The organism is Sutcliffiella halmapala (assembly GCF_002019665.1).
Classification (GTDB): domain Bacteria; phylum Bacillota; class Bacilli; order Bacillales; family Bacillaceae_I; genus Sutcliffiella_A; species Sutcliffiella_A halmapala.
In genome coordinates, this window is the sequence record NZ_KV917375.1 from 111,385 (window position 1) to 134,698 (window position 23,314).

The window sequence follows — 23,314 nt, forward strand, 5'->3', positions numbered from 1 at the left end:
GAATAAGGAGAAATGAGGACTTTAGGATGGTATTATTAGGGACCCTTGTTAATGGTATATGTATCATTATAGGGACGTTATTAGGGAAGCTTTTTACAAGAATCCCGGAGAAAACCAAGGAAACTGTGATGAAGGTTATTGGATTGGCAGTGTTCTTACTTGGCATACAAATGGGATTTAAGAGTAATGAGTTTTTAATTGTCATTATTAGTTTAGTTTTTGGAGCAGTAATTGGAGAATGGATTGATTTAGATAAAAAGTTAAATAATATCGGCTTGTGGATAGAAAAAAAGGTGGGAACAGGACAACATGGCTCCGTTTCTAGAGGTTTTGTCACAGCGACACTTATTTTTGTGATTGGTGCCATGGCAGTTGTAGGTTCTTTAGATAGTGGTCTTAGAGGTGATCATCAAGTACTTTATACCAAATCTATTATTGATGGTTTTACAAGTATTGTGCTTGCAACCACTTTAGGTATAGGTGTTCTATTTTCAGCGATTCCAGTGATTTTATACCAAGGATCGATTGCTTTATTTGCAACACAAATCGATTCATTTGTTCCTGCTGAATTACTTGAGTTGTTTATATTTGAAATAACCGCAACTGGTGGAGTGATGATTATGGCGATAGGACTAAATATTATAGGAATTACGTCCATACGTGTTGCGAACTTGTTACCAGGATTAATGGTAGCGGCATCATTAGTACTTCTACACTACCTATATTTTTAAAATGGGATTATCCAAATTAATGATTACTGAGTTATCTCTAAAATAGAAAAAAGCGAAAGGACTGAGGAAAAGCATCAGTTCTTTTTTATTTACATTTATTGTAAGTTATTCTTGTGTATGAAGCATGGTGGAATTGTCATTTTCTGCAGATGTGGTTGCCAGAAAATTTTTGCGCTCTAGCGCTAAGTCTAGATCTTTAATAGCATTTGCAACTACATTTGCCATTTTCATTACAAGACTAAGCCTTGTATTTTGGAGAACAAAAAATTCCATAAACCCACTTACATTCACGATACCGGTAAGATGAATATCGCCAACTGGTGGTAAATCCTTCTTTACCCCAGCTCCAGGCATCACTGGACCATTTGCTACGGTTAGTTGCCCCACGCTCTTTAACCTACCTAAACAAGCATCGATTGCAATGATAAACGGATTAAAATGACTGGATTGAATCATGGCTATTTTTTCCGCTAAGTTAACTGCGTGAATAGGCTCATCCAATGTGCCATATACATGAATATGATGAAGCTTCTGATCTTGTAGTTTTGATCCAACTAGCGGCCCTAAAGAATCTCCAGTAGAGCGATCAGTTCCTATACAAACAAACACAATAGGGCGAAATAATGAACTAGAAGGGAGGTTGGATTGTATAGTAAGTGCAATATCCTTATAAGCATTTACCTCATCATGAGCAATGCGAATATTGCCTCCTTTCTTCTCAAAAAAGTTAGATTTAAGATTCATAGGTTCCACTCCTTCTTAATAGTAGTAACAGTATACGACCATTTATTAGAAACTATACGTCCACTTTGCGGTTTATTGATGGTAGGAGGAAAAATGTATGTGGAAAAGCGGATTTCGTTGGATGTTCTTAATATTAGGTACAGTAATTGGAGCAGGTTATGCATCAGGGCGTGAACTTTGGCAATTTTTTGGCGCAGAAAGCGGACTAGCCATTTTATTGTTTACGGTTTTCTTTATAGTTGCCTGTTATGTAATTTTGCAGATTAGCCGAAACGTAAAATCAGAGCATTTCTTTCCAGTTTTAGAGAAGTTAGTAGGCCTTAAAGTTGCTAAAATTTACAACGTAGTGATGATTTTTTATTTATTTACTACGACTGCAATTATGTTGGCCGGAGGAGGAGCTGCCTTACAGATTTTTTCCATTCCCTACTGGGCGGGTATCGCGCTTATTTGTATTTTGTTAATTGTATTGTTCCTCTATGATGTGGAGGGAATGATTACAGTAAATGCCATAATTATTCCTGTAATTGTCCTTGTGCTCGCAGTTGTATTATTCCGAACGGTTCTAATGGATCCTGAATCCATGCCTATAACGAGTCTTCACCAAAGCAATTGGCCAGCAGCTTTCACTTTTACAGCACTAAATATACTTCCGCTTGTTGCTGTTCTTTCCGCAATTGGAAAAGAAGTGAAAACTAAAGGAGAGGTTTTGATAGCAAGTATTGGAAGTGGAGGAATATTAGGAGTCGTGTCGCTTTTTTATAATCAAACGCTTCTAATGGTAGAAAGTAAAATTGAATTCTTTGAAATCCCGCTGTTTGCTATTATCCAAAGTTACCCCTACTATATGATTTTCATCATGACACTCCTTCTTTGGGTTGCTATTTATACGACTGCAGCATCTGGTCTGCTTGGACTTGTCACAAGGTTCAGAGCTAAGGTACGTATCCCGCTATGGGGAGTTTGTACCCTTATGTTACTCTGTATGATTCCATTTACTCTATTTGGTTTCTCGGTTCTTGTAGCAATACTTTACCCGCTATTTGGTCTAATCAATCTATATCTTCTCGTTTGTATTCTTCTATATCCAATAACTAATCGTGAAGGCTGGTAAGAAAAGCGACCGTGTATTACTGTAATAGAAGACAGATAGTGGTAGGGGACGCATTTATGAGGAGAAAAAGGTGTTAGAAATGGAAAAAAAAAATGGAAGATGAGATAATTGCATATATTTCCAAATGACAATATGATAAAGTTGTTAACAAGCTTTTTCTTATTATATTGTGATCATTCCTTGTAAAAGTAAGTGTATATTTCCCGTAAAATAACGCAAAAGGTAAAATTCGTTTAGTTTATATTCCCGGGCCGCCTGCGGAAATCTACAGGGCGTTCAAAGGGGTCACCTTATATTTTCAGGATAGTCAATATTTAAAATAAATTTTCGTGAAAATGGTTCACAAGTTCCTTGCCTACAGATAAAATTTTGATAGATGGGAGTGTACATAATGAGTGATAAAATTTTTGGTTTAAACGATATAGTTGAAATGAAGAAAGGACATCCTTGTGGAGCGAATCAGTGGAAGGTCGTTCGAATGGGCATGGATATTCGGATTAAATGTGAAGGCTGTCAGCACTCAGTGATGATGCCGAGAAAGGAATTTACAAGAAAGATTAAGAAGATTTTGGTAAGAAGTGTAGAAGAATAGTTTCACGTGGAACAGGGAGACAGCTACTATTAGTGGCTGTTTTTTTGTTGGGGATTTTGGATGTCTGTGTAGGAGTTGGAAGGTGAGCGTGGAGAGGCGCTTAAGATTATAGCTAGAGCCAAGTAGTGTTGATGACTCTTTGACTTGGAGGTAGAGCATGGTAATAGTGGGACTTGTCTTTTTTGTGGGTTGTATCTATAATTGTGGGAGATTGAAATATGTGTTAGCGGAAAGTTAGGAGTGGATAAAATGGCTTTAACAGCAGGTATCGTTGGTCTTCCAAACGTAGGGAAATCAACGCTTTTTAATGCGATTACACAAGCGGGGGCAGAGTCTGCCAATTACCCTTTTTGTACGATAGATCCAAATGTAGGGATTGTAGATGTTCCCGATGAGCGTTTGCAGAAATTAACAGAACTAGTAAAACCGAAGAAAACAGTTCCGACTCATTTTGAGTTTACGGATATTGCCGGAATTGTAAAGGGTGCAAGTAAAGGAGAAGGACTTGGTAATAAGTTCTTGTCTCATATTCGTCAAGTAGATGCTATTTGTCATGTAGTGCGTTGTTTTGAAGACGACAATATTACACACGTTTCTGGAAGTGTAAATCCAATTTCAGATATCGAAACAATCAATCTAGAGCTTATTTTAGCCGATTTAGAATCCGTGGATAAGCGTTTAGAGCGTGTAACGAAATTAGCAAAGCAAAAAGATAAAGAAGCAGTTATCGAGCACGAAGTATTAGTAAAAGTGAAAGAAGCGCTTGAGCAAGAGTTACCTGCTCGTACGGTGGAAGTAACAGATGAGCAAGTGAAGTATTTAAAAGGGATGCATTTATTAACAAGTAAGCCGGTATTATATGTTGCGAATGTTGGAGAAGATGATGTTGCGGATACTTCTGACAACGAATTTGTAAAGCAAGTTCGTGAATTTGCTACAAAAGATAATGCTGAGGTTATTACGGTTTGTGCAAAAATTGAGTCTGAAATTGTTGAATTAGATGCAGATGAAAAAGCGATGTTTTTAGAAGAGCTTGGAATTAAAGAGTCTGGATTAGATCAACTTATCCGTACAGCTTATAATCTATTGGGATTAGCGACTTATTTTACAGCTGGAGTGCAAGAAGTACGTGCTTGGACGTTTAAAACCGGCATGAAGGCTCCCCAGTGTGCTGGAGTTATTCATACTGATTTCGAGCGTGGTTTTATCCGAGCGGAAACCGTTTCTTATGAAGATTTATTAACGGCGGGTACGATGGGTGCTGCCAAAGAAGCTGGAAAAGTGCGTTTAGAAGGAAAAGAGTATTTTGTTAAAGATGGAGATGTCATTCATTTCCGTTTTAATGTTTAAGGCTTTGTTGCAAACTGACAAGTATTCTGATATAATCTAAATTTGTGAGTAATGATTATTTATAATTGATTGCTCCTTGCCCATAGAGGGCCGTTTAGACCAAAAGGAGGTGACTGTGATGAACAAGTACGAAATCATGTATATCATCCGTCCAAACATTGAGGAAGACGCAAAGAAAGCTCTTGTAGAACGATTTAACACGATCTTAGCTGATAACGGTGCAGATCTTTCAGAATCAAAAGAGTGGGGCAAACGCCGCTTAGCTTACGAAATCAATGATTTCCGTGACGGTTACTATATGTTAGTAAACGTGGCTTCTGAGCCAGCTGCAGTTCAAGAGTTTGATCGTCTAGCTAAAATTAGCGAAGACATCATCCGTCATATTGTTGTTAAAAAAGAAGAAAAATAATAGTTGTCCTCTTCACGGACGTCGTCTCAAGGAGGAGTGGTTCTGATGTTAAATCGCGTAGTATTAGTTGGTCGCTTAACGAAAGACCCTGAGTTACGCTATACCCCAAGTGGAGTGGCGGTTGCTACTTTTACATTAGCAGTTAATCGTACGTTCCAAAATCAGCAAGGCGAACGCGAAGCTGATTTTATAAACTGTGTTGTTTGGAGAAAACAAGCTGAAAACGCAGCGAACTTCTTGAAAAAAGGAAGCTTAGCAGGTGTGGATGGCAGGTTACAAACGCGCAATTATGAAGGCCAAGATGGAAAACGTGTATACGTAACGGAAGTAGTGGCAGAGGGTGTTCAATTCTTAGAGCCTAAAGGATCAGGTGGTTCTGGCGGATCTGGAAACACGGCTCGTCCTAATCCAAATCAAAATCAAGGCTATGGTTCATCTCCGTTTGGGTACGATCAGAACCAACAACAACGTAGTAATAACAACAACCAAGGTTATACTCGTGTTGATGACGATCCATTCGCGAATGATGGTCAACCTATCGATATTTCAGACGACGATCTTCCGTTCTAATAAGATTGTTGTTTAAAAAATAGGTAAAAAACTATTTTTACTAGCCTTTTGAACACCTTCTAGAAGGAATCGTTTTGATAAAAAACAAAAAATCTATTGCAAAGGAGTGAATAAAATGGCAGGAGGACGTAGAGGTGGACGCAACAAACGTCGTAAGGTTTGTTTCTTCACAGCAAACGGTATCACTAATATCGATTACAAAGAAATCGATGTACTGAAAAAGTTCGTTTCCGAGCGTGGTAAAATTTTACCTCGTCGTGTAACAGGAACTAGTGCGAAATACCAACGTAAATTAACGATCGCTATCAAACGCGCTCGTCAAATGGCATTACTACCATACGTATCTGGTGAGTAATTTCGCTCATATATAATAAAAAAGGAAGGCAGTGAGAGAATATCTTGCTGCCTTCCTTTTTGCTAGTAAAGGAACTAAAAAAACCTTAAGATTTGATTGTAATAGAATCTTAAGGATAAACTATACATATTGTTAAAAAAGTTTTTTTCTGATTGAACGTCACCTATCGTACAACCAGAAGAAGAATATATATAATCATGATATCTTTTCTTATTTAAACGTTTCTTTATAATAGACACTCCTGTTAGTAACAAACCCATGACAGATGCAAATAGACTAAGGTTAATTAATCTTACTATTTTCAGGATAGACACCCATGGAATACAAAGAAAAATTGCACCAGGGTTGATGAAAAAGGGGAATGTTAAGTTTCCTCGTCTCCCCCTGTAGATTGAAGTAGAAGGTGTGAGACTCCTGCGGGAAGTAGCGTTTTGTGGAGACCCCGCAGGCCTAGAAGCCGAGGAGGCTCCACAAGCGCCCCGCGGAAAGCGAACGCCTGGCACGGAAATTTACAGGGCGTTCAAAGGGGACACCTTACTATTTTCAGGGTAGCTTTTAAGAAACGAACTATTACTAAAGTTTTTGTGGAGGTTTGAACCCTTGAAAACCAAAAATATTACAGAAGGAGCAGTATTGCTCGGTGTTTTCATCCTGCTTCTTCTGGTAACACTGTTTATTCCATTTGTAGGACTAGTCACTCTTTGTGGGTTGATTATTCCTTTTGTTATCTATACTATTCGAAATGGCTGGAAATCAGGTCTTTGGTTTATAGTGATAGCAAATTTATTAAGTATGCTTTTTTTTACTCCCGTAATCTTGTTGCTTTGCATACCTGTGAGCACAGCTGGTGTGGTAATGGGATACTTCTTTTCCAAGAATAGCAATCGCTATGCCGTATTAGGTGCAGGTACAGGTGTATACTTACTAAATCTACTATTAGGCTATATAGTAACAATCGTTATATTTAACATTGATATTATGGAAATGGTAAAAGAATCTGCTGAACAGTCCGTAATTTCTGCAGAGTTATTGGCTTCTACCTTAGGGAAACAAAATGCAGAGGAAGCGATGGAGCAAGTACAACAAACTATGGATGGTTTTATTTATTTAATGCCTTCCTTTTTGGTTACGATTGCCTTTGTTTTTGCTTTTATCTCCCAATGGGTATCAGTGATTGTATTAAAAAGATTAAAGATAGAAGTGAATGCTTTCCCTCCATTCCGCGAATTAGTGTTACCAAAGAGTCTATTGTGGTATTACCTAATAGTACTTCTTTTATCGCTTAGTCTTCCGGAAGAAGGAACGACTCTTTATCTTGCTATCGTCAATCTTTCCTTCATTCTCATGCTACTCATGACGATTCAGGGACTATCCTTTCTTTTCTTTATTTGTTATGAGAAAAAGATTCCAAAGGCTATCCCAATCATGGTGTTAATTTTCTCCTTCCTTCTCTCACCATTGCTCTATATAATAAGAATGATAGGAATAATAGATATAGGGTTTAATTTAAGAAAGAGGATAAACAGTAAAAAGTAAATTATTAATTAGGAGCTGAAAAATTTATGCCTAATTATTTTGAAAAACTAAATTTCCGATACCCCTTTTACACTTTATTAGTTATTGCGTTTATTCAGTTTGGGGTTATTATGTTTTTCCAATGGCAAATAGGGCTAGTTAGTTTTCTGCTCCTTGGTGTAGTCGTTTACTTCTATATGAAAGTAGAACAAATAGCTAAGAAGGAAATGGAAGCGTACATATCGACCTTATCGTATCGATTAAAAAAAGTTGGCGAAGAGGCATTAATGGAAATGCCGATTGGAATTATGCTTTATAATGATGAATATCAAATTGAGTGGACCAATCCATTTCTTGCTTCCTGCTTTCACGAGGAGACTTTAGTAGGAAGGTCACTTTATGATGTTGGCGAAAACTTAATTCCGTTGCTTAAACAAGATGTCGAAACTGAGATGATCCCCCTTTACGATAGAAAATATAAAGTGGTCATTAAAAAAGCAGAGCGATTAATTTACTTTTTCGACATTACCGAACAAACACAAATCGAGAAATTATATGAAGATGAGCGCACCGTGCTCGGTATCATCTTTTTAGATAATTATGATGAAGTAACACAAGGAATGGATGACCAAACAAAAAGTACTATTAATAGCCAAGTTACTTCAATCATCAATAAATGGGCGATGGAAAATGGTGTATTCCTAAAGCGAACGTCCATGGAACGATTTATTGTGGTGTTAAATGAGCATATTTTAATACAGCTAGAGAAAAACAAATTCACGTTACTAGATGAAGTTCGTGAACAAACTGCCAAACAGAGTATGCCATTAACTTTAAGTGTCGGAATTGGAACAGGGGTACCTTCACTACCTGAACTCGGACAAATGGCACAATCAAGCTTAGATTTAGCCCTGGGTCGTGGTGGAGATCAAGTGGCAATAAAACAAACAAATGGAAAAGTTCGTTTTTACGGTGGAAAAACCAATCCAATGGAAAAACGTACAAGAGTAAGAGCACGTGTTATTTCTCATGCGTTAAAAGAGCTGATTCACGAAAGTGATAAGGTCATAATTATGGGACATAAATATCCAGATATGGATGCAATCGGAGCTGCTATTGGAATTGCAAAAGTGGCTGAATTAAATCAAAAAGAATCTTATATTGTATTGAATCAAAATGAGATAGATGCTAGTATTCATCGCTTATTAAATGAACTGAAAAGTCATGACGAGCTTTGGGAAAAATTCGTTAGTCCAGAAGAAGCGTATGATATGGCAACAAATGATACATTACTAGTTATCGTAGACACACATAAGCCTTCGCTTGTAATAGAGGAAAAGCTTCTAAATAAGCTAGAAAATGTAGTAGTTATCGATCATCATCGTCGTGGAGAAGATTTTATTGATGATCCTTTATTGGTATACATGGAGCCATATGCTTCTTCTACAGCGGAGCTTGTAACAGAACTCTTACAATACCAGCCTAAGCGTATTAAAATCACTATGCTTGAAGCAACCGCCCTACTTGCTGGTATAATAGTAGATACAAAAAGCTTTACTGTCCGAACAGGGTCGCGGACATTTGATGCGGCATCTTTTCTACGTTCACAGGGAGCGGACACGATTTTAGTGCAAAAGCTTTTAAAAGAAAATCTTGATCGCTTTGTAAAACGAGCAAAACTGATAGAAAGTGCTTATTTGTATCAAGATGGAATTGTCATCGCAAAAGGAAATCCTGAAGATGCATTTGATCAAGTTATGATTGCGCAGGCTGCTGACACATTACTCGCGATGAGTGATATCAATACTTCTTTTGTGATCGCACATAGAAATGGTGATCAGGTAAGCATAAGTGCACGTTCACTAGGAGATATAAATGTTCAAGTAGTGATGGAAAAACTGGGCGGTGGCGGACACTTGACGAATGCCGCGACGCAACTTACGATGACAATAGATGAAGCAGAGAGTAGTCTGAAAGAAATAATAAATGAATACCTAGAGGGAGGTTCCAAAGAATGAGAGTAATATTCTTAAAAGACGTAAAAGGAAAAGGGAAAAAAGGGGAAGTAAAAAACGTAGCAGACGGTTATGCCCATAATTTTCTACTAAAACAAGGCTTGGCGATGGAAGCTTCAAATGGTAACCTTAAGTCATTAGAAGCACAAAAAAATAAAGAAGTAAAAGAAGCAGAGCAAGAGTTAGAGAATGCGAAACAATTAAAAGAAACCTTAGAGAACTTAACAATAGAATTCCAAACAAAGGCTGGAGAAGGTGGTCGTTTGTTTGGTTCCATCACAACGAAACAAGTGGCGGAAGAACTTCAAAAAAAGCATAAAATCAAAATCGATAAACGAAAAATGGAACTGAACGATGCGATTCGTGCTTTAGGCTATACGAATGTACCAGTTAAGTTACATTCAGAGGTAACAGCAACCTTAAAAGTACATGTGACTGAACAAAAATAACACCGTTGCTCGGCATTTGCCGAGTTTTCTTTATGAAGTAAGAATGCTGTGCCCATAGGCTCTGTTAAAGTACAGTTTTGATTAGTGGGTACTTAGCTGTTGATTGGAGCACGAGGTGAAGACTCCTGTGGGAGATAGCGTTTTGTGGAGACCCCGGAGGCGAAGCCGAGGAGGCTCCACAAGCGCCCTCTGGATAAGCGAAGCCTCGTGCGGAAATCAACAGCGGTGTTTAACAAAACCTTTCCATTAAGGTTGTTGCCTTGCTAAGAAAAATCTGTTTTGAATTTTTTGGGTAGGTTATAACTATCTATTTGAAAAAAACTAAAGATAATAGTGTGAAAAAAGCACGTAAGTACAATAAGAAAGAGAGGAGGAAATGTATGAGTGATCTTTTTGCTGACCGTATACCCCCACAAAATATAGATGCAGAACAAGCTGTGTTAGGAGCTATCTTCCTAGAACCCTCGGCTTTAACAACCGCTTCAGAGCTAGTGCTTCCAGACGATTTTTATCGAGCGGCACATCAGAAGATATTTGACTGTATGTTAAATCTTTCCGATCGTGGGGAGCCGGTGGATCTAGTAACTGTTACATCGGAACTTGCTAATCAGAAAATATTAGAGGAAGTCGGCGGTGTCTCCTATTTAAGTGATTTGGCTGGGTCTGTTCCGACCGCTGCAAATATTGAATATTATGCAAAGATAGTAGAAGAAAAATCAATTCTTCGTCGACTCATTCGAACAGCAACAAATATTGCCCAAGATGGCTATTCTAGAGAAGATGAAGTAGCTGGACTTTTGAATGAAGCAGAAAAACAAATCCTTGAAGTGTCCCAACGGAAAAACTCTGGTGTATTTCAAAATATCAAGGATGTATTAGTGAAAACCTATGATAACATCGAAACCCTTCATAATCGTAAAGGGGAAATCACAGGTATTGAAACAGGTTTCACCGAGCTAGATCGTATGACGGCAGGATTTCAGCGAAATGATCTTATCATTATTGCTGCTCGTCCTTCTGTTGGAAAAACGGCCTTTGCTTTAAATATCGCTCAAAATGTTGCGACAAAAGCACGTGAAAATGTTGCTATCTTCAGTTTAGAGATGGGTGCAGAGCAGCTTGTAATGAGGATGTTGTGTGCAGAAGGCAATATTAATGCCCAAAACCTCAGAACAGGTCAGCTAACAGCAGAAGACTGGAGCAAGCTAACAATGGCAATGGGAAGTCTATCTAACGCTGGGATTTACATCGATGACACGCCAGGTATTCGTGTAAGTGAAATACGCTCAAAATGTCGTCGACTAAGACAAGAGAGCGGCCTTGGAATGATTTTGATTGACTATCTACAGCTTATTCAAGGAAGCGGAAGAAATGGCGGAGAGAACCGTCAGCAGGAAGTTTCAGAAATCTCTCGTTCCTTAAAAGCCTTAGCAAGGGAATTGCAAGTGCCAGTTATCGCCCTTTCTCAGCTTTCCCGTGGGGTAGAGCAACGTCAAGACAAACGACCAATGATGTCAGATATTCGTGAATCTGGAAGTATTGAGCAAGATGCAGATATTGTTGGGTTCTTATATCGTGATGATTATTATGACAAGGAAAGTGAAAACAAAAACATTATTGAAATTATTTTAGCCAAGCAACGTAACGGTCCGGTTGGTACTGTTTCACTAGCATTTGTAAAGGAATATAATAAATTTGTGAACTTGGAGCGCAGATTTGATGATGAATCTGTCCCTCCAGGGGCATAATAAAAGGCATCTACGTTGGTAGATGCCTTTGTATGTGGTTTTAGGGTAGTCCGAAACAAAGTGGTACTAGAAATGTTATAGAACAAATATATGAGTGAAAAATCTGTAATATTTACGAACAAATACATTTAGTTTTTGAAAAAACGTTCGTGTTTTGATTGACTTTCTATGCTTCAACTGATAAACTAACTTTGGTTGAAAATAGTAAATAAAAAAGTCTACATATTTAAGTGGAGGTGTACGATCTATGGCATCAGTAGTCGTAGTAGGAACACAATGGGGCGATGAAGGAAAAGGTAAAATTACAGACTTTCTTTCTGAAAACGCAGAATTAATCGCGCGTTACCAAGGTGGAAATAATGCAGGACATACAATTAAATTTAACGGTGAAACTTATAAATTACACTTAATCCCTTCTGGAATTTTCTATAGCGATAAGATTTGTGTGATCGGTAACGGTATGGTTGTTGATCCAAAAGCTTTAATTACCGAGTTAAAATATTTACATGATCGTGGAATTAGCACAGACAATCTACGTATCAGTAATCGTGCTCACGTAATCTTACCTTATCACCTTAAATTAGATGAGGTAGAAGAAGAGCGTAAAGGTGCAAACAAAATAGGTACTACGAAAAAGGGGATCGGTCCAGCATACATGGATAAGGCAGCACGTGTAGGTATTCGTATTGCTGATTTATTGGATCGTGAGCTCTTTGAAGAAAAATTAACACATAACTTAGCAGAGAAAAATCGTCTATTAGAAAAAATGTACGAAGTAGAAGGCTTTAAAATAGAAGATATTTTAGACGAGTACTATGAATATGGTCAACAATTTGCTAAATATGTAACAGATACATCAGTTGTATTAAATGATGCATTAGACGATGGTCGTAGAGTTTTATTTGAAGGTGCACAAGGCGTTATGTTAGATATTGACCAAGGTACGTATCCATTTGTTACATCTTCTAACCCAGTTGCAGGTGGAGTAACAATTGGTTCTGGTGTAGGTCCTTCAAAAATCGATCATGTTGTAGGAGTAGCAAAAGCTTATACTACTCGTGTAGGTGACGGTCCATTCCCAACGGAACTTGATAATGAAATTGGTCATCAAATCCGTGAAGTTGGTAGAGAGTACGGAACAACAACAGGTAGACCACGTCGTGTTGGTTGGTTTGATAGCGTTGTAGTACGTCATGCTCGCCGTGTAAGTGGATTAACAGATCTATCTTTAAACTCTATTGATGTACTTACTGGAATTGAATCGTTAAAAATTTGTGTCGCATATAAATATAAAGGCGAAGTAATGGAAGCATTCCCAGCTAGCCTAAAGGTTCTTGCTGAGTGTGAACCAGTATTCGAAGAAATGCCAGGTTGGACAGAAGACATCACAGGTGTAACAAGCTTAGATGAGTTACCAGAAAATGCACGTCACTACATTGAGCGTGTATCCCAACTTACAGGTATTCCACTATCTATCTTCTCTGTAGGACCAGATCGTTCTCAGACGAACGTAGTAAGAAGCGTATACGCATCCAAATAAAAAAAAACGGGGCTTGTAAGGTGCGATATATTCCATCATATTGCAATGGCCCCTCTACAACTAAAATGGCTTGTTAATATAATAGCAAGCCATTTTTTTATTTTTTGCTGATCGATCGAGATTAGATTAAGGGAGTTACTGGCGGATGGAGAGTATCACCATCTATGGAACCATTCGTTTATTAAAAATGTTGAATAAAGATAAGAGCAATCATCGTAAAGTAAAAGACTCAAAAAAATAAGATGAATTTTATTAAAAAGCTATTGCAAATATATTATATAGTATGCTATTATTAAAAACGTCGTCAAAATAGAATTGCTTCTTCTAATGAAGTAAAGTATAAAGATGCTACAAACTTAATGAAATACTTAAAAATAAGTGCCATTAGCTCAGTAGGTAGAGCATCTGACTTTTAATCAGAGGGTCGAAGGTTCGAATCCTTCATGGCACACCATTTAAGGCCCATTGGTCAAGCGGTTAAGACACCGCCCTTTCACGGCGGTAACACGGGTTCGAATCCCGTATGGGTCACCATTTATCTTAATAAAATATACATAAATATTAGGTCCCGTGGTGTAGCGGTTAACATGCCTGCCTGTCACGCAGGAGATCGCCGGTTCGATCCCGGTCGGGACCGCCATTTATATATATTCTATACTCCTTCATTAGGGATTGGAAAAGAAAAACAATACATACAATGTGGCTCGGTAGCTCAGTTGGTAGAGCACGATCGAGTACGCTACGAAGCGAAACCACAGCGCACAAATTTCGCCTTTTAAAATTTGGGTGATGATGCAAAGAACACAAAAGATTATTATAATAACTAAAATTATGGCTCGGTAGCTCAGTTGGTAGAGCAATGGACTGAAAATCCATGTGTCGGCGGTTCGATTCCGTCCCGAGCCATCCCAAAAGCATCCTACTTTTCAAAAATGAAAAGTAGGATGCTTTTTTCCTGTTATAGAAAGTATAATTTTCACAAAGTTTTTTAACGTTTCCTCGATCCAGTGACTAGTCTCTTAGTTTCTTAACTACAACATCTTCCAGAAAACGGTCTGTTTCTGTACAGGTTTATGCTAACCAACACGAAAAAAACAGAATCAAGTCGAAAAACATAGGAATAATTACCCATCAACCTAACTAAATAAGGAAAATATACTATAATACGCCTAAATATGACAAGAATAATACAATTATGTTACATCTTTTGCTCTAGTATTCTATTTATTTGTAGATATATGGTATGGTATAGGAGTCGAAAAATTTGAGAGAGTATCAATTTACTAGAAGATGATTTAGAAATTGTTCTTTTTCGGGAATGGAATCAGGGGGATATAACCATGATCAGCCAATTAAAGACTATGTATAATACATACACAAAAAAACTAAATATTAAACATAAATTTCAAGATAATCGTTTTTCTGCGTTTGCAAAAAAAGCGCTAATTACAACATTTGTTTCTGGATCGTTATCATTTGGTGCTGTTGCTGCACAGGCAAGTGAAAACTCTTTGTTAGGCACGATCTACCATGTTTACCTAAATGGAGAACGTGTAGGAGCAATAGATGATAAAGATGCTTTAGACAAGGCAATTGCCGCTAAAGTTGAGGCTGTCCAGAAAGACTTTAAAGATTTAGAACTCTCGGTAGGAAATGAGTTATCTGTTTTGCCTGAAAAGGTATTTAGACCTTCCTCTCAAAACAAGGATACAATAGATAAAGTTGTAGATAATCTAGAAGTAAAAGCTAGTGCTTCAGTAATAACTATTAATGGAGAAGCCCTGGTTTTACTAAAAAATGAAGAAGATGCAGAAAAAGTAATAAAGCAACTAACGTTAGAGTTCGTTTCTGAAACGCAGTTGAAAGAATTTGAGCAAAGAAAGCAAATGGATAATGAACCTGAAGCGATTAAAGTTGATCAGTCTCGTATATTAGACGTAAAACTTAAAGAAAAAGTTTCATATTCCGAAAAAAATGTTAACCCTGAGGAAGTAATTTCTGTAAAAGAGGCAGTTAGCCTTTTGAAAAAAGGTGTTAAATCTACAAAAAAATATACAGTTGCTGAAGGAGACGTTCTAGGTGGTATAGCAGAGGCGTATGATTTAACCTCTACTGAACTGTTATCTTTGAACCCTGACCTAGAGGAAGCTTCTTTATTGAAAATCGGAACTACTTTAAATGTTACAGCTCTTAAACCTTTTGTACATGTAATAGTAGAAGAGGAATCTTCTCGAAATGAAGAAGTACCTTTTGCCCAAGAGGTAGAAGAAGATAGAGATTTGCCTAAGGGTGAAACAAAGATTAAGCAACAAGGTGTAAATGGAGAGAAAAATATTCAATCCATTGTGACTAAGGAAAATGGTGTTACTGTGAAAACGGAAGTAACACATGAAGAAGTGGTGAAAGAGCCTGTTGCACACATTGTTGTAAAAGGAACAAAAGTTATCGCTTCTCGAGGAAGTGGGTCTCTTGCATGGCCAGCTGTTGGTGGGTATGTTTCAAGTAAAATGGGACATCGCTGGGGGAAAATGCACAAAGGGATCGATATCGCAAGACCAAGTGATCGTACGATTAAAGCTGCAGATAACGGAGAAATAGAGTTTGCAGGTTGGGATGGCGGATACGGTAACAAAATCATCATCAACCACCAAAATGGGATGAAAACAACCTATGCACACTTAGCTTCAATTGATGTATCTGTTGGTCAAACAGTAGCGCGTGGCTCCAAAATAGGTGTAATGGGAACAACAGGTCAATCCACAGGAATTCACTTACACTTTGAAGTATATCAAAATGGTCAATTAAAAGATCCGATGCAATATCTAAACTAATGATGTTAATCAAACAATCAATGAGAACCTCTAGCACACCTAATAGTAGCTAGAGGTTTTTATTTTTGATGATCTTGGAATTTTTGCTCTGCCTGGGCTGAACAACCGGCGAGCACTTTTCCTATATTAGATGCTTTACTACTCTTTACGTGGTAAAGTATTTAGTATAATGGATTCAGAAAAATTAAATGATACTAATAGATAGCAGTGATAAGGAGCGATTTGAGATGGAAAAGAAAATACTGGTTGTTGATGACGAGAAACCAATTGCAGATATATTAAAATTCAATCTACAAAAAGAGGGTTACGACGTTTATTGTGCTTATGATGGAGAAGAAGCACTAAACAAGGTTGAAGAAGTTCGCCCAGATTTAATTCTATTAGATATCATGCTCCCGCAAAGAGATGGCATGGAGGTTTGTCGTGAGGTTAGAAAGAAATACGAGATGCCGATTATTATGCTAACTGCGAAGGATTCGGAAATAGATAAAGTATTAGGCCTAGAGCTAGGTGCTGATGACTATGTGACAAAACCATTTAGTACACGTGAATTAATTGCGCGAGTAAAGGCTAATTTACGTAGACATCAACAAAAAGGAAATGAAGTAGAGGAATCTTCGGAAATTTCCATTGGAACCTTAGTTATTCATCCTGATGCATATATGGTGACAAAACGAGGAGATATGATTGAGTTAACGCATCGTGAATTTGAATTACTTCATTATTTAGCCAAACACATTGGACAAGTTATGACACGTGAACACTTGCTACAAACTGTGTGGGGCTATGATTATTTTGGTGATGTAAGAACAGTAGATGTGACTGTTCGTCGTCTTCGTGAGAAAATTGAAGACAATCCTAGCCATCCATCTTGGATTGTAACGAGAAGAGGAGTTGGCTATTACCTGCGACAATCTGAGCAGGAATAATACTCATGAAAAAAGTAGGATTCTTTCGATCGATTCACTTAAAGTTTGTATTGATTTATGTCTTATTGATTTTGATTGCGATGCAAATAATTGGTGTGTATTTTGTTAGTAAATTGGAGAGTCAATTAGATAGAAATTTTAAGAGCTCCCTAGAAGAACGAATAAATTTGCTCGCTTATAGCATAGAACAGGAAATGAAGAAGCAACGTGATGATACGACACCAAAAATAGAGGAGGATATCCGAACAGTCTTACAAGACGTTAAGATGGAGGATATTTCCGAGGTCAGAGTAATCAATAGTAAAAGTATGGTGTTAGGAACATCAAACCCTTATAACCAAGCAAGAATGGTGGGAAAAAGGACGACATCTTTGCTAATAAAACGAGCACTTGCCGTCGGTTCCCCCTCAGATAAGATAGAGCTTGATCGAAATACGAGACATCGAATGCGTATAATGGTTGCACCTATAAAAACGAATAATCAAGAAATCATTGGGGCCATTTATTTGGAAGCCTCCATGGAAAACCTCTACAATCAAATGAAACAAATAAACGGGATATTTATGACTGGAACTATTCTTGCATTAGTTGTTACGGCAGTGCTTGGGGTACTACTTGCTCAAACGATTACACGACCAATGTCAGATATGAGAAAACAAGCACTAGAGATGGCAAGGGGTAATTTTTCTCGAAAGGTTAATATTTATGGCGATGATGAAATAGGTCAGTTGGCACTCTCCTTTAATAATCTAACGAAGAAATTGCAGGAAGCACAGGCTACAACAGAAGGAGAACGGAGAAAATTGAGTTCTGTCCTTTCTCATATGACGGATGGGGTTATTGCCACTGATCGAAAAGGCCGTGTTATTCTAATTAATGAACCAGCACTAGGAATGTTGAATGTTTCACGTGAAACAGTCCTACAAAACCCTATTGTGGAGGTTTTAGATATAGGTGAGACCCACACATTTGATAGTTTAATATCGGAGCAAGAGTCGCTAATTTTAGATTTTAGTACTGAAAATAAACCATTAATATTGAGGGCAAGTAACTCTATTATCCAAAAGGAAACAGGATTTATTAATGGGTTAATTACGGTTTTACACGATATTACGGAACTAGAAAAAATAGATCAAGAGAGACGAGAATTTGTTGCCAATGTTTCTCATGAATTAAGAACACCATTAACGACAATGAGAAGTTACTTAGAGGCTTTAGCTGATGGAGCATGGAAAGATGATGATATAGCTCCAAAATTTTTGGATGTTACGCAGACAGAAACAGAGCGAATGATTCGTTTAGTCAATGACTTGCTTCAGCTTTCAAAGATGGATGCGAAGGATTATCGCTTTTATAAAACATCTGTTGATTTTATCGGATTTTTTAATCGAATTATCGATCGATTTGAATTATCTAAATCGCAAAAGGTTATCTTTGTTCGAGATCTACCTAATCAAGAGGTATTCGTTTCCTTAGATGAAGATAAGATTACACAAGTATTAGATAACATTATTTCAAATGCAATGAAATATTCCCCAGAAGGTGGCACTATTACTTTTGCAGTTCACATAGAGGATGCTGCCAAGCAAGTTTTAGTCAGTATTAGTGATGAAGGAGTCGGCATTCCTAAGGCTGATGTCTCGAAAGTATTTGACCGTTTCTATCGAGTAGATAAAGCTCGTACACGAATGCTTGGTGGAACTGGTTTAGGATTGGCCATAGCAAAAGAGATGATTAATGCCCATAATGGGGATATTTGGGCTTCTAGTCAGGAAGGAAAGGGAACGAAAATTTTCTTTACACTTCCAATTACGCAAGATGAACAAGAGGATGAATGGTCATGAAATATGAAAATATAAAATCCTTAATATTAACGATACTCGTCCTAACTAGTTTAGTACTTACATGGAACTTATGGACCTATCAGCCGGCGTTTGACTATACGGGAAATGAAAAGCTACTCAAAGAGGTAAAGATTAGTTCAAAGCAAGAAGTGGGGAATATTATTCGTCCTGCTCAAATGATTTTTCATTATGAAGAAATTCATTATGGTACCACAGATTCGCAGGAAATTTCTCGCTTAGCAAAAGAAATGGAAAAATGGAGTATCTATGATGTGAATGCTACTTCCATGTATATTGAGGAGAAGGATTTTACCTCCTTTATGCATGGAGTAGGGAAAATGGAAATAATATTTCCAGATAAAATTCCACTGCCAACATTACGTTATTTAACAGATTTTAGCGACGAAGAAATTCCTAACCTCACCATTGATCGAATGATGATTGATCTGAATAGTGAAGCAGATAGAGCTGAACCGATTATTTATTTAGTTAATTATCAGGATCGAAGAGTGTATAGTGCAAAAGTTCATAGTATGTCTATTGCCACTTTGAAAAATGTTTTTTACCAAACAGCAGTACGATACAGTGAATACGCTGCAATTAAGGCGGAAGAAAGTCGCTTCATCTTTGTTCCAAAAGATCCGGTAGAAATGATGAAAATGCATTATCTTTCCGATACTATTAATCCAGAGGATTTTAAAGATGCTCTATTCGATGTTCCAAGTGTTGTAACAAAGGATCAAATGACGTCTGGAGAAGTGTATACAGACAGTTCTAGGATAATGAGTGTTGATCGATCGTATTCTCTTTTACAATTTGTAAATACAATAGCGGCCGATATGTCAAATGCAGCGGATTTTAATGTCATCGAACGTAGTATTGAGTTTGTAAATGAACATAGCGGTTGGACAAAAGATAAATTTCTCTTCGCCCATTGGAATCAATCAGAAAGTGCTCATGAATCCGCTATATTTCGATTATATGTAGGAGATTATCCAGTCTTTAATCGAGAGGGATTGACAGAAATAACACAGGTATGGCGGAATAATGAGATGTATAGCTATTCTCGCCCTATTTTTGAATTAGGGGTTCCTATCTATAATGTTCAGCAAAACGTGCTATTACCATCTGCCTCAGAAACAGAACAAGAGTTATTAGCTCTTCCTAACTTTGATATTAAGAAACTCCGAGATATTAAGATTGGGTACGAGTTGAAGAGAGATTTGGCAAATCCCAACCAAGTCGTGTTTATTCTAGAGCCAATCTGGGTTTATCAATACGGTGATAGCTGGAATAAAGTGATATTTTCAGAGAAAGATGAATTAGGGGGAATGTAGGATGGATTGGAGGAAAACAAAAACCATTTTCATTATTACGTTTCTCGTATTAAATATTTTCTTAGGGTACCAAATATACGAAAAAAGTGTAGAAGCTCCTTTAGATTTAATTGCAGAGCCTAAGATAGAAGAGCAATTTGAGGCTGATGAAATAACATACGATAAATTGCCAAAGGAACCAATCAAAGAAAGCTATATAAGTGGGAAAAGTTACAAGTTTACAGTAGAAAACTTAGAGGACTTAGAGAACAAGAATCAAGATGTAGAGATTGTAGATGAAACGATTTTAGTGGGTGCATTTGAGGAGCCAATCGTTATCCCAGAAAATAATACCTCCTCTCGTTTTGCGCAATTTTTAAAAGATCAGATTCTCTTTGGTGATAAATACGAGTTTTGGGGATATAGCGAAGAGGCAAATGAAGTCATTTTTCTACAAAAACATAAAAATAGTCTTATCTATAACAGTAGTAATAGTGGGATGCTGAATTTGATATTAGATGATAAAAATAATATTGTTTCCTACAGACAAACCTTTATTACCGATTTAGAGGACATGGATGAGGCGCAAGAACTAATTAATGCTTTTGAAGCATTAGAAAACATGTATAATATGAATGAGCTAAAGCCTGGTAGTCACGTAACAAAAGTAGAGTTTGGTTATTATACACTTGTGCAGTATACAAACTCACATGTATTAACTCCAACTTGGCATATTGTAGTGAACGGGGAACAAGATTACTTTGTCAATGCATTTGAAGGACAAGTTATAACGAGAAAAGATAACAGAGCAATGGAGTGAAGTGACATGAGCCTGCATTTTAGTGTGCTTGCTAGTGGTAGCACTGGGAATGCAATTTATGTCGCGACAGAGGAGCATTCTTTATTAATTGATGCTGGTTTGAGCGGCAAAAAAATGCAAGAGTTATTTAGTAAAATAGATAAAAAAATAGAACATCTTTCTGGCATCCTTGTAACACACGAGCATAGTGACCATATAAAAGGCCTAGGAGTGTTAGCACGAAAATATAAATTGCCTATATATGCGAATGAAAAAACCTGGAAGGCGATGGATGGGCTGGTTGGTGCCATTCCTACCGATTTGAAATTCACATTTGAAACAGGGTGTGTGAAATCATTTGGTGGACTCGATGTAGAATCGTTCGGGGTTTCTCATGATGCAGCAGAGCCAATGTTTTACGCATTTCACCAAGGGGATAAAAAACTAGTAGTTATAACGGATACTGGGTATGTAAGCGATCGGATGAAGGGCGTTATCTCTAATGCGAATGCCTATGTATTTGAGAGTAATCATGACGTTCAGATGTTGCAAATGGGACATTATCCTTGGAGTATAAAACGGCGAATTTTAAGTGATGTTGGACATGTTTCCAATGAAGATGCTGCCCTTGCAATGGCAGATGTCATGGGAGATCAAACAAAGCGTATTTATTTGGCGCATTTAAGTCAAGATAATAACATGAAAGATTTAGCGAGAATGTCTGTACAACAAACACTTGCGACACGGGGAATTATAACCGGAGAGCAGGTGGAGCTATATGATACAGATCCTAAAGCTCCAACAGCGCTAGCTTTCGTGTAACTATCTTAGGCTTCTAGCGCCTTTCTTTTTGTCTTTTTTGAGGAAAATGCGGTAGTTTGGGTTTGTAGCTTAAGTTGTTCCACGGAAAACAGCCTTTTTGGAAGGAAAGCTTTTTCTAGAAAGGAAGGAAATAAAGTGGGATACTACGACCAGCACGATCAATCAAAAAATTCGCAGCAAAAAAGAAACCGAGGAAAATATTTCTTACCTAGCCTTGTAGGGTTAATACTTGGTGCCTTTCTTATTGTGGTCGCCTTTCCAGCTCTTACAAGAAATGCGGTACCAGATGTCAGTCAACCTACTAATGAACAACGCGAGTTAATTCCCGAACCAGGAGAAGCAGGAACTGCAGAAGTACGCAATATTTCGGTAAATGTTATCTCTGGAGTAACAGAAGCAGTGGATGCAGTAGCAGAAGCGGTTGTTGGTGTTATTAATCTACAACAATCATCATTTTGGAATAATGGTAATGTAGAAACAGATTCAGATGGGGAAGCAGGCACTGGTTCTGGTGTTATTTATAAAAAAGAAAATGGCAAGGCTTACGTAGTCACAAATTTCCACGTAATTGAAGGAGCAAATCAAGTGGAGTTGAGTTTAATTGATGGAACTAGGGTACCAGCAGAGGTACTAGGTGAAGATCCTTTGACCGATTTAGCTGTCCTTGAAATGGAAGATGAACTGGTCACGAAGGTAGCGAACTTTGGCAATTCGGATAATGTTCGGACAGGTGAACCAGTTATTGCGATTGGAAACCCACTGGGGCTTCAATTTTCTGGTTCTGTCACTCAAGGAATTATTTCAGGTACTGACAGAAGTATTCCGGTTGATATTGATCGGGATGGGGTCTTTGACTGGCATGCAGATGTTATGCAAACAGATGCTGCAATAAACCCTGGAAATAGTGGAGGGGCCTTAATCAATATCCAAGGTAAACTAATAGGCATTAATTCGATGAAAATTGCCCAGCAAGAGGTAGAAGGAATTGGACTAGCAATTCCCAGTAATACAGTAATTCCTATCATTAATGACCTTGAGCATTACGGGGAGGTAAGAAGACCATATTTCGGTGTAAGTATTGGTTCTTTATCAGATGTTTCAAGTTATCATTGGCAAGAAACATTAAAACTTCCGGCTAAAGTGAAGGCTGGAGTCTACATCACTGGAGTAACGCCAAACTCCCCTGCTGCAAATGCTGGCTTAAAGGAATACGATGTGATTGTCGAATTAGATGGAGAGCCAATACAAGATGTCATTGAGTTGAGAAAGCATCTTTATAATGAAAAAGAAATTCAAGATAAGATGGAAGTGACATTTTATCGAGGCAAAGACCTAAAGAAGGTTATCGTTACTTTAACAGGAGAATCATCGTAAGTGGGGGAGAAATCTCCCTTTTTTTCTTTGTTGATTTATTAACCTGTGGATAAATGGTATCCTTGTAAGGAAAACATGTGTTTGAAAGGATTGTGGATAGTTTGAAATGTTGTTTAGAGCATATAGAATTAGCAATGGAAATGTACATAGATGAACATGAAGAGGCTCCAATATTAGAAGAAGTACCAGAGGAAGAAAAGTTATCAACAACCTGTGAATTCTGTTCTGAATCCGCAATATATATGGTGGGGAACTAATATTCGCATA

Annotated in this window: 21 protein-coding genes and 4 tRNA genes; 24 read left to right on the forward strand and 1 reads right to left on the reverse strand. The window is 37.6% G+C overall.

The window, feature by feature from the left end:
• The first annotated feature begins 26 nt into the window (after positions 1–26).
• Positions 27–731 (forward strand): DUF554 domain-containing protein, encoded by a 705-nt coding sequence (locus BK580_RS00540; RefSeq protein ID WP_078378448.1) that lies wholly within the window; start codon positions 27–29, stop codon positions 729–731.
• Positions 732–836: 105 nt separating this feature from the next.
• Here BK580_RS00540 and yyaC read toward each other — a convergent pair whose 3' ends face one another.
• Positions 837–1,475 carry a spore protease YyaC gene (gene yyaC, locus BK580_RS00545; RefSeq protein WP_078378449.1) on the reverse strand — a complete coding sequence of 213 codons (639 nt, stop codon included), beginning with the start codon at positions 1,473–1,475 and terminating at the stop codon, positions 837–839.
• A gap of 97 nt (positions 1,476–1,572) precedes the next feature.
• Between yyaC and BK580_RS00550 the strand changes: the two genes are divergently transcribed.
• From BK580_RS00550 to BK580_RS00660, 23 genes are all read left to right on the forward strand, one after another.
• Positions 1,573–2,589: a YkvI family membrane protein gene (locus BK580_RS00550; RefSeq protein WP_078378450.1), complete on the forward strand. Its 1,017-nt coding sequence runs from the start codon at positions 1,573–1,575 to the stop codon at positions 2,587–2,589.
• Positions 2,590–2,980: 391 nt separating this feature from the next.
• Positions 2,981–3,181 carry a DUF951 domain-containing protein gene (locus BK580_RS00555; protein WP_078378451.1) on the forward strand — a complete coding sequence of 67 codons (201 nt, stop codon included), beginning with the start codon at positions 2,981–2,983 and terminating at the stop codon, positions 3,179–3,181.
• 249 nt (positions 3,182–3,430) lie between these two features.
• Positions 3,431–4,531, forward strand: coding sequence for a redox-regulated ATPase YchF (ychF, locus tag BK580_RS00560; RefSeq protein WP_078378452.1), 1,101 nt, complete (start codon positions 3,431–3,433; stop codon positions 4,529–4,531).
• A gap of 118 nt (positions 4,532–4,649) precedes the next feature.
• Complete coding sequence (gene rpsF, locus BK580_RS00565) at positions 4,650–4,940, forward strand: 30S ribosomal protein S6 (RefSeq protein WP_078378453.1); 291 nt, start codon at positions 4,650–4,652, stop codon at positions 4,938–4,940.
• A 45-nt stretch (positions 4,941–4,985) separates the two neighbouring features.
• A complete protein-coding gene (gene ssb / locus BK580_RS00570; RefSeq protein ID WP_078378454.1) occupies positions 4,986–5,510 on the forward strand; it encodes a single-stranded DNA-binding protein in 525 nt (174 codons plus the stop codon).
• 115 nt (positions 5,511–5,625) lie between these two features.
• The gene (gene rpsR / locus BK580_RS00575) at positions 5,626–5,865 is read left to right on the forward strand and encodes a 30S ribosomal protein S18 (RefSeq protein WP_078378455.1); all 240 of its coding nucleotides are present in this window, start codon (positions 5,626–5,628) and stop codon (positions 5,863–5,865) included.
• A 600-nt stretch (positions 5,866–6,465) separates the two neighbouring features.
• Positions 6,466–7,401: a YybS family protein gene (locus BK580_RS00580; protein WP_169864720.1), complete on the forward strand. Its 936-nt coding sequence runs from the start codon at positions 6,466–6,468 to the stop codon at positions 7,399–7,401.
• 26 nt (positions 7,402–7,427) lie between these two features.
• Positions 7,428–9,398, forward strand: a complete 1,971-nt coding sequence (locus BK580_RS00585; protein ID WP_078378457.1) for a DHH family phosphoesterase — start codon at positions 7,428–7,430, stop codon at positions 9,396–9,398.
• Positions 9,395–9,844, forward strand: coding sequence for a 50S ribosomal protein L9 (gene rplI / locus BK580_RS00590; protein ID WP_078378458.1), 450 nt, complete (start codon positions 9,395–9,397; stop codon positions 9,842–9,844). Before BK580_RS00585 ends, rplI begins: the two co-directional genes overlap by 4 nt.
• A gap of 380 nt (positions 9,845–10,224) precedes the next feature.
• Entirely contained in the window at positions 10,225–11,592 is a 1,368-nt protein-coding gene (gene dnaB, locus BK580_RS00595; protein ID WP_078378459.1) for a replicative DNA helicase, read from the forward strand.
• 247 nt (positions 11,593–11,839) lie between these two features.
• Positions 11,840–13,132: an adenylosuccinate synthase gene (locus tag BK580_RS00600; RefSeq protein ID WP_078378460.1), complete on the forward strand. Its 1,293-nt coding sequence runs from the start codon at positions 11,840–11,842 to the stop codon at positions 13,130–13,132.
• A 378-nt stretch (positions 13,133–13,510) separates the two neighbouring features.
• Positions 13,511–13,586, forward strand: a tRNA-Lys gene (locus tag BK580_RS00605).
• A gap of 5 nt (positions 13,587–13,591) precedes the next feature.
• A tRNA-Glu gene (locus BK580_RS00610) sits at positions 13,592–13,666 on the forward strand.
• A 30-nt stretch (positions 13,667–13,696) separates the two neighbouring features.
• A tRNA-Asp gene (locus BK580_RS00615) sits at positions 13,697–13,772 on the forward strand.
• A gap of 193 nt (positions 13,773–13,965) precedes the next feature.
• Positions 13,966–14,038, forward strand: a tRNA-Phe gene (locus BK580_RS00620).
• 434 nt (positions 14,039–14,472) lie between these two features.
• Positions 14,473–15,963: a peptidoglycan DD-metalloendopeptidase family protein gene (locus tag BK580_RS00625; protein ID WP_078378461.1), complete on the forward strand. Its 1,491-nt coding sequence runs from the start codon at positions 14,473–14,475 to the stop codon at positions 15,961–15,963.
• Positions 15,964–16,190: 227 nt separating this feature from the next.
• Positions 16,191–16,892, forward strand: a complete 702-nt coding sequence (gene yycF, locus BK580_RS00630) for a response regulator YycF (protein ID WP_078378462.1) — start codon at positions 16,191–16,193, stop codon at positions 16,890–16,892.
• A gap of 5 nt (positions 16,893–16,897) precedes the next feature.
• Complete coding sequence (walK, locus tag BK580_RS00635) at positions 16,898–18,736, forward strand: cell wall metabolism sensor histidine kinase WalK (protein WP_078378463.1); 1,839 nt, start codon at positions 16,898–16,900, stop codon at positions 18,734–18,736.
• A complete protein-coding gene (locus BK580_RS00640) occupies positions 18,733–20,073 on the forward strand; it encodes a YycH family regulatory protein (protein WP_169864723.1) in 1,341 nt (446 codons plus the stop codon). Before walK ends, BK580_RS00640 begins: the two co-directional genes overlap by 4 nt.
• Position 20,074: 1 nt before the next feature.
• On the forward strand, positions 20,075–20,872 hold the full coding sequence (locus tag BK580_RS00645; protein WP_078378465.1) for a two-component system regulatory protein YycI: 798 nt from the start codon (positions 20,075–20,077) through the stop codon (positions 20,870–20,872).
• Between the two features lie 6 nt (positions 20,873–20,878).
• Positions 20,879–21,673, forward strand: a complete 795-nt coding sequence (locus tag BK580_RS00650; protein ID WP_078378466.1) for an MBL fold metallo-hydrolase — start codon at positions 20,879–20,881, stop codon at positions 21,671–21,673.
• Positions 21,674–21,808: 135 nt separating this feature from the next.
• A complete protein-coding gene (locus tag BK580_RS00655) occupies positions 21,809–23,047 on the forward strand; it encodes a S1C family serine protease (RefSeq protein WP_078378467.1) in 1,239 nt (412 codons plus the stop codon).
• 77 nt (positions 23,048–23,124) lie between these two features.
• A complete protein-coding gene (locus tag BK580_RS00660; RefSeq protein ID WP_235863970.1) occupies positions 23,125–23,304 on the forward strand; it encodes a CxxH/CxxC protein in 180 nt (59 codons plus the stop codon).
• The last annotated feature ends 10 nt before the right edge of the window (positions 23,305–23,314 follow it).

Coding starts and splice junctions, on each gene's coding strand:
- BK580_RS00540 (WP_078378448.1), top strand. CDS start 27: ATGGTATTATTAGGGACCCTTGTTAATGGTATATGTATCATTATAGGG.
- yyaC (WP_078378449.1), bottom strand. CDS start 1,475: ATGAATCTTAAATCTAACTTTTTTGAGAAGAAAGGAGGCAATATTCGC.
- BK580_RS00550 (WP_078378450.1), top strand. CDS start 1,573: ATGTGGAAAAGCGGATTTCGTTGGATGTTCTTAATATTAGGTACAGTA.
- BK580_RS00555 (WP_078378451.1), top strand. CDS start 2,981: ATGAGTGATAAAATTTTTGGTTTAAACGATATAGTTGAAATGAAGAAA.
- ychF (WP_078378452.1), top strand. CDS start 3,431: ATGGCTTTAACAGCAGGTATCGTTGGTCTTCCAAACGTAGGGAAATCA.
- rpsF (WP_078378453.1), top strand. CDS start 4,650: ATGAACAAGTACGAAATCATGTATATCATCCGTCCAAACATTGAGGAA.
- ssb (WP_078378454.1), top strand. CDS start 4,986: ATGTTAAATCGCGTAGTATTAGTTGGTCGCTTAACGAAAGACCCTGAG.
- rpsR (WP_078378455.1), top strand. CDS start 5,626: ATGGCAGGAGGACGTAGAGGTGGACGCAACAAACGTCGTAAGGTTTGT.
- BK580_RS00585 (WP_078378457.1), top strand. CDS start 7,428: ATGCCTAATTATTTTGAAAAACTAAATTTCCGATACCCCTTTTACACT.
- rplI (WP_078378458.1), top strand. CDS start 9,395: ATGAGAGTAATATTCTTAAAAGACGTAAAAGGAAAAGGGAAAAAAGGG.
- dnaB (WP_078378459.1), top strand. CDS start 10,225: ATGAGTGATCTTTTTGCTGACCGTATACCCCCACAAAATATAGATGCA.
- BK580_RS00600 (WP_078378460.1), top strand. CDS start 11,840: ATGGCATCAGTAGTCGTAGTAGGAACACAATGGGGCGATGAAGGAAAA.
- BK580_RS00625 (WP_078378461.1), top strand. CDS start 14,473: ATGATCAGCCAATTAAAGACTATGTATAATACATACACAAAAAAACTA.
- yycF (WP_078378462.1), top strand. CDS start 16,191: ATGGAAAAGAAAATACTGGTTGTTGATGACGAGAAACCAATTGCAGAT.
- walK (WP_078378463.1), top strand. CDS start 16,898: ATGAAAAAAGTAGGATTCTTTCGATCGATTCACTTAAAGTTTGTATTG.
- BK580_RS00640 (WP_169864723.1), top strand. CDS start 18,733: ATGAAATATGAAAATATAAAATCCTTAATATTAACGATACTCGTCCTA.
- BK580_RS00645 (WP_078378465.1), top strand. CDS start 20,075: ATGGATTGGAGGAAAACAAAAACCATTTTCATTATTACGTTTCTCGTA.
- BK580_RS00650 (WP_078378466.1), top strand. CDS start 20,879: ATGAGCCTGCATTTTAGTGTGCTTGCTAGTGGTAGCACTGGGAATGCA.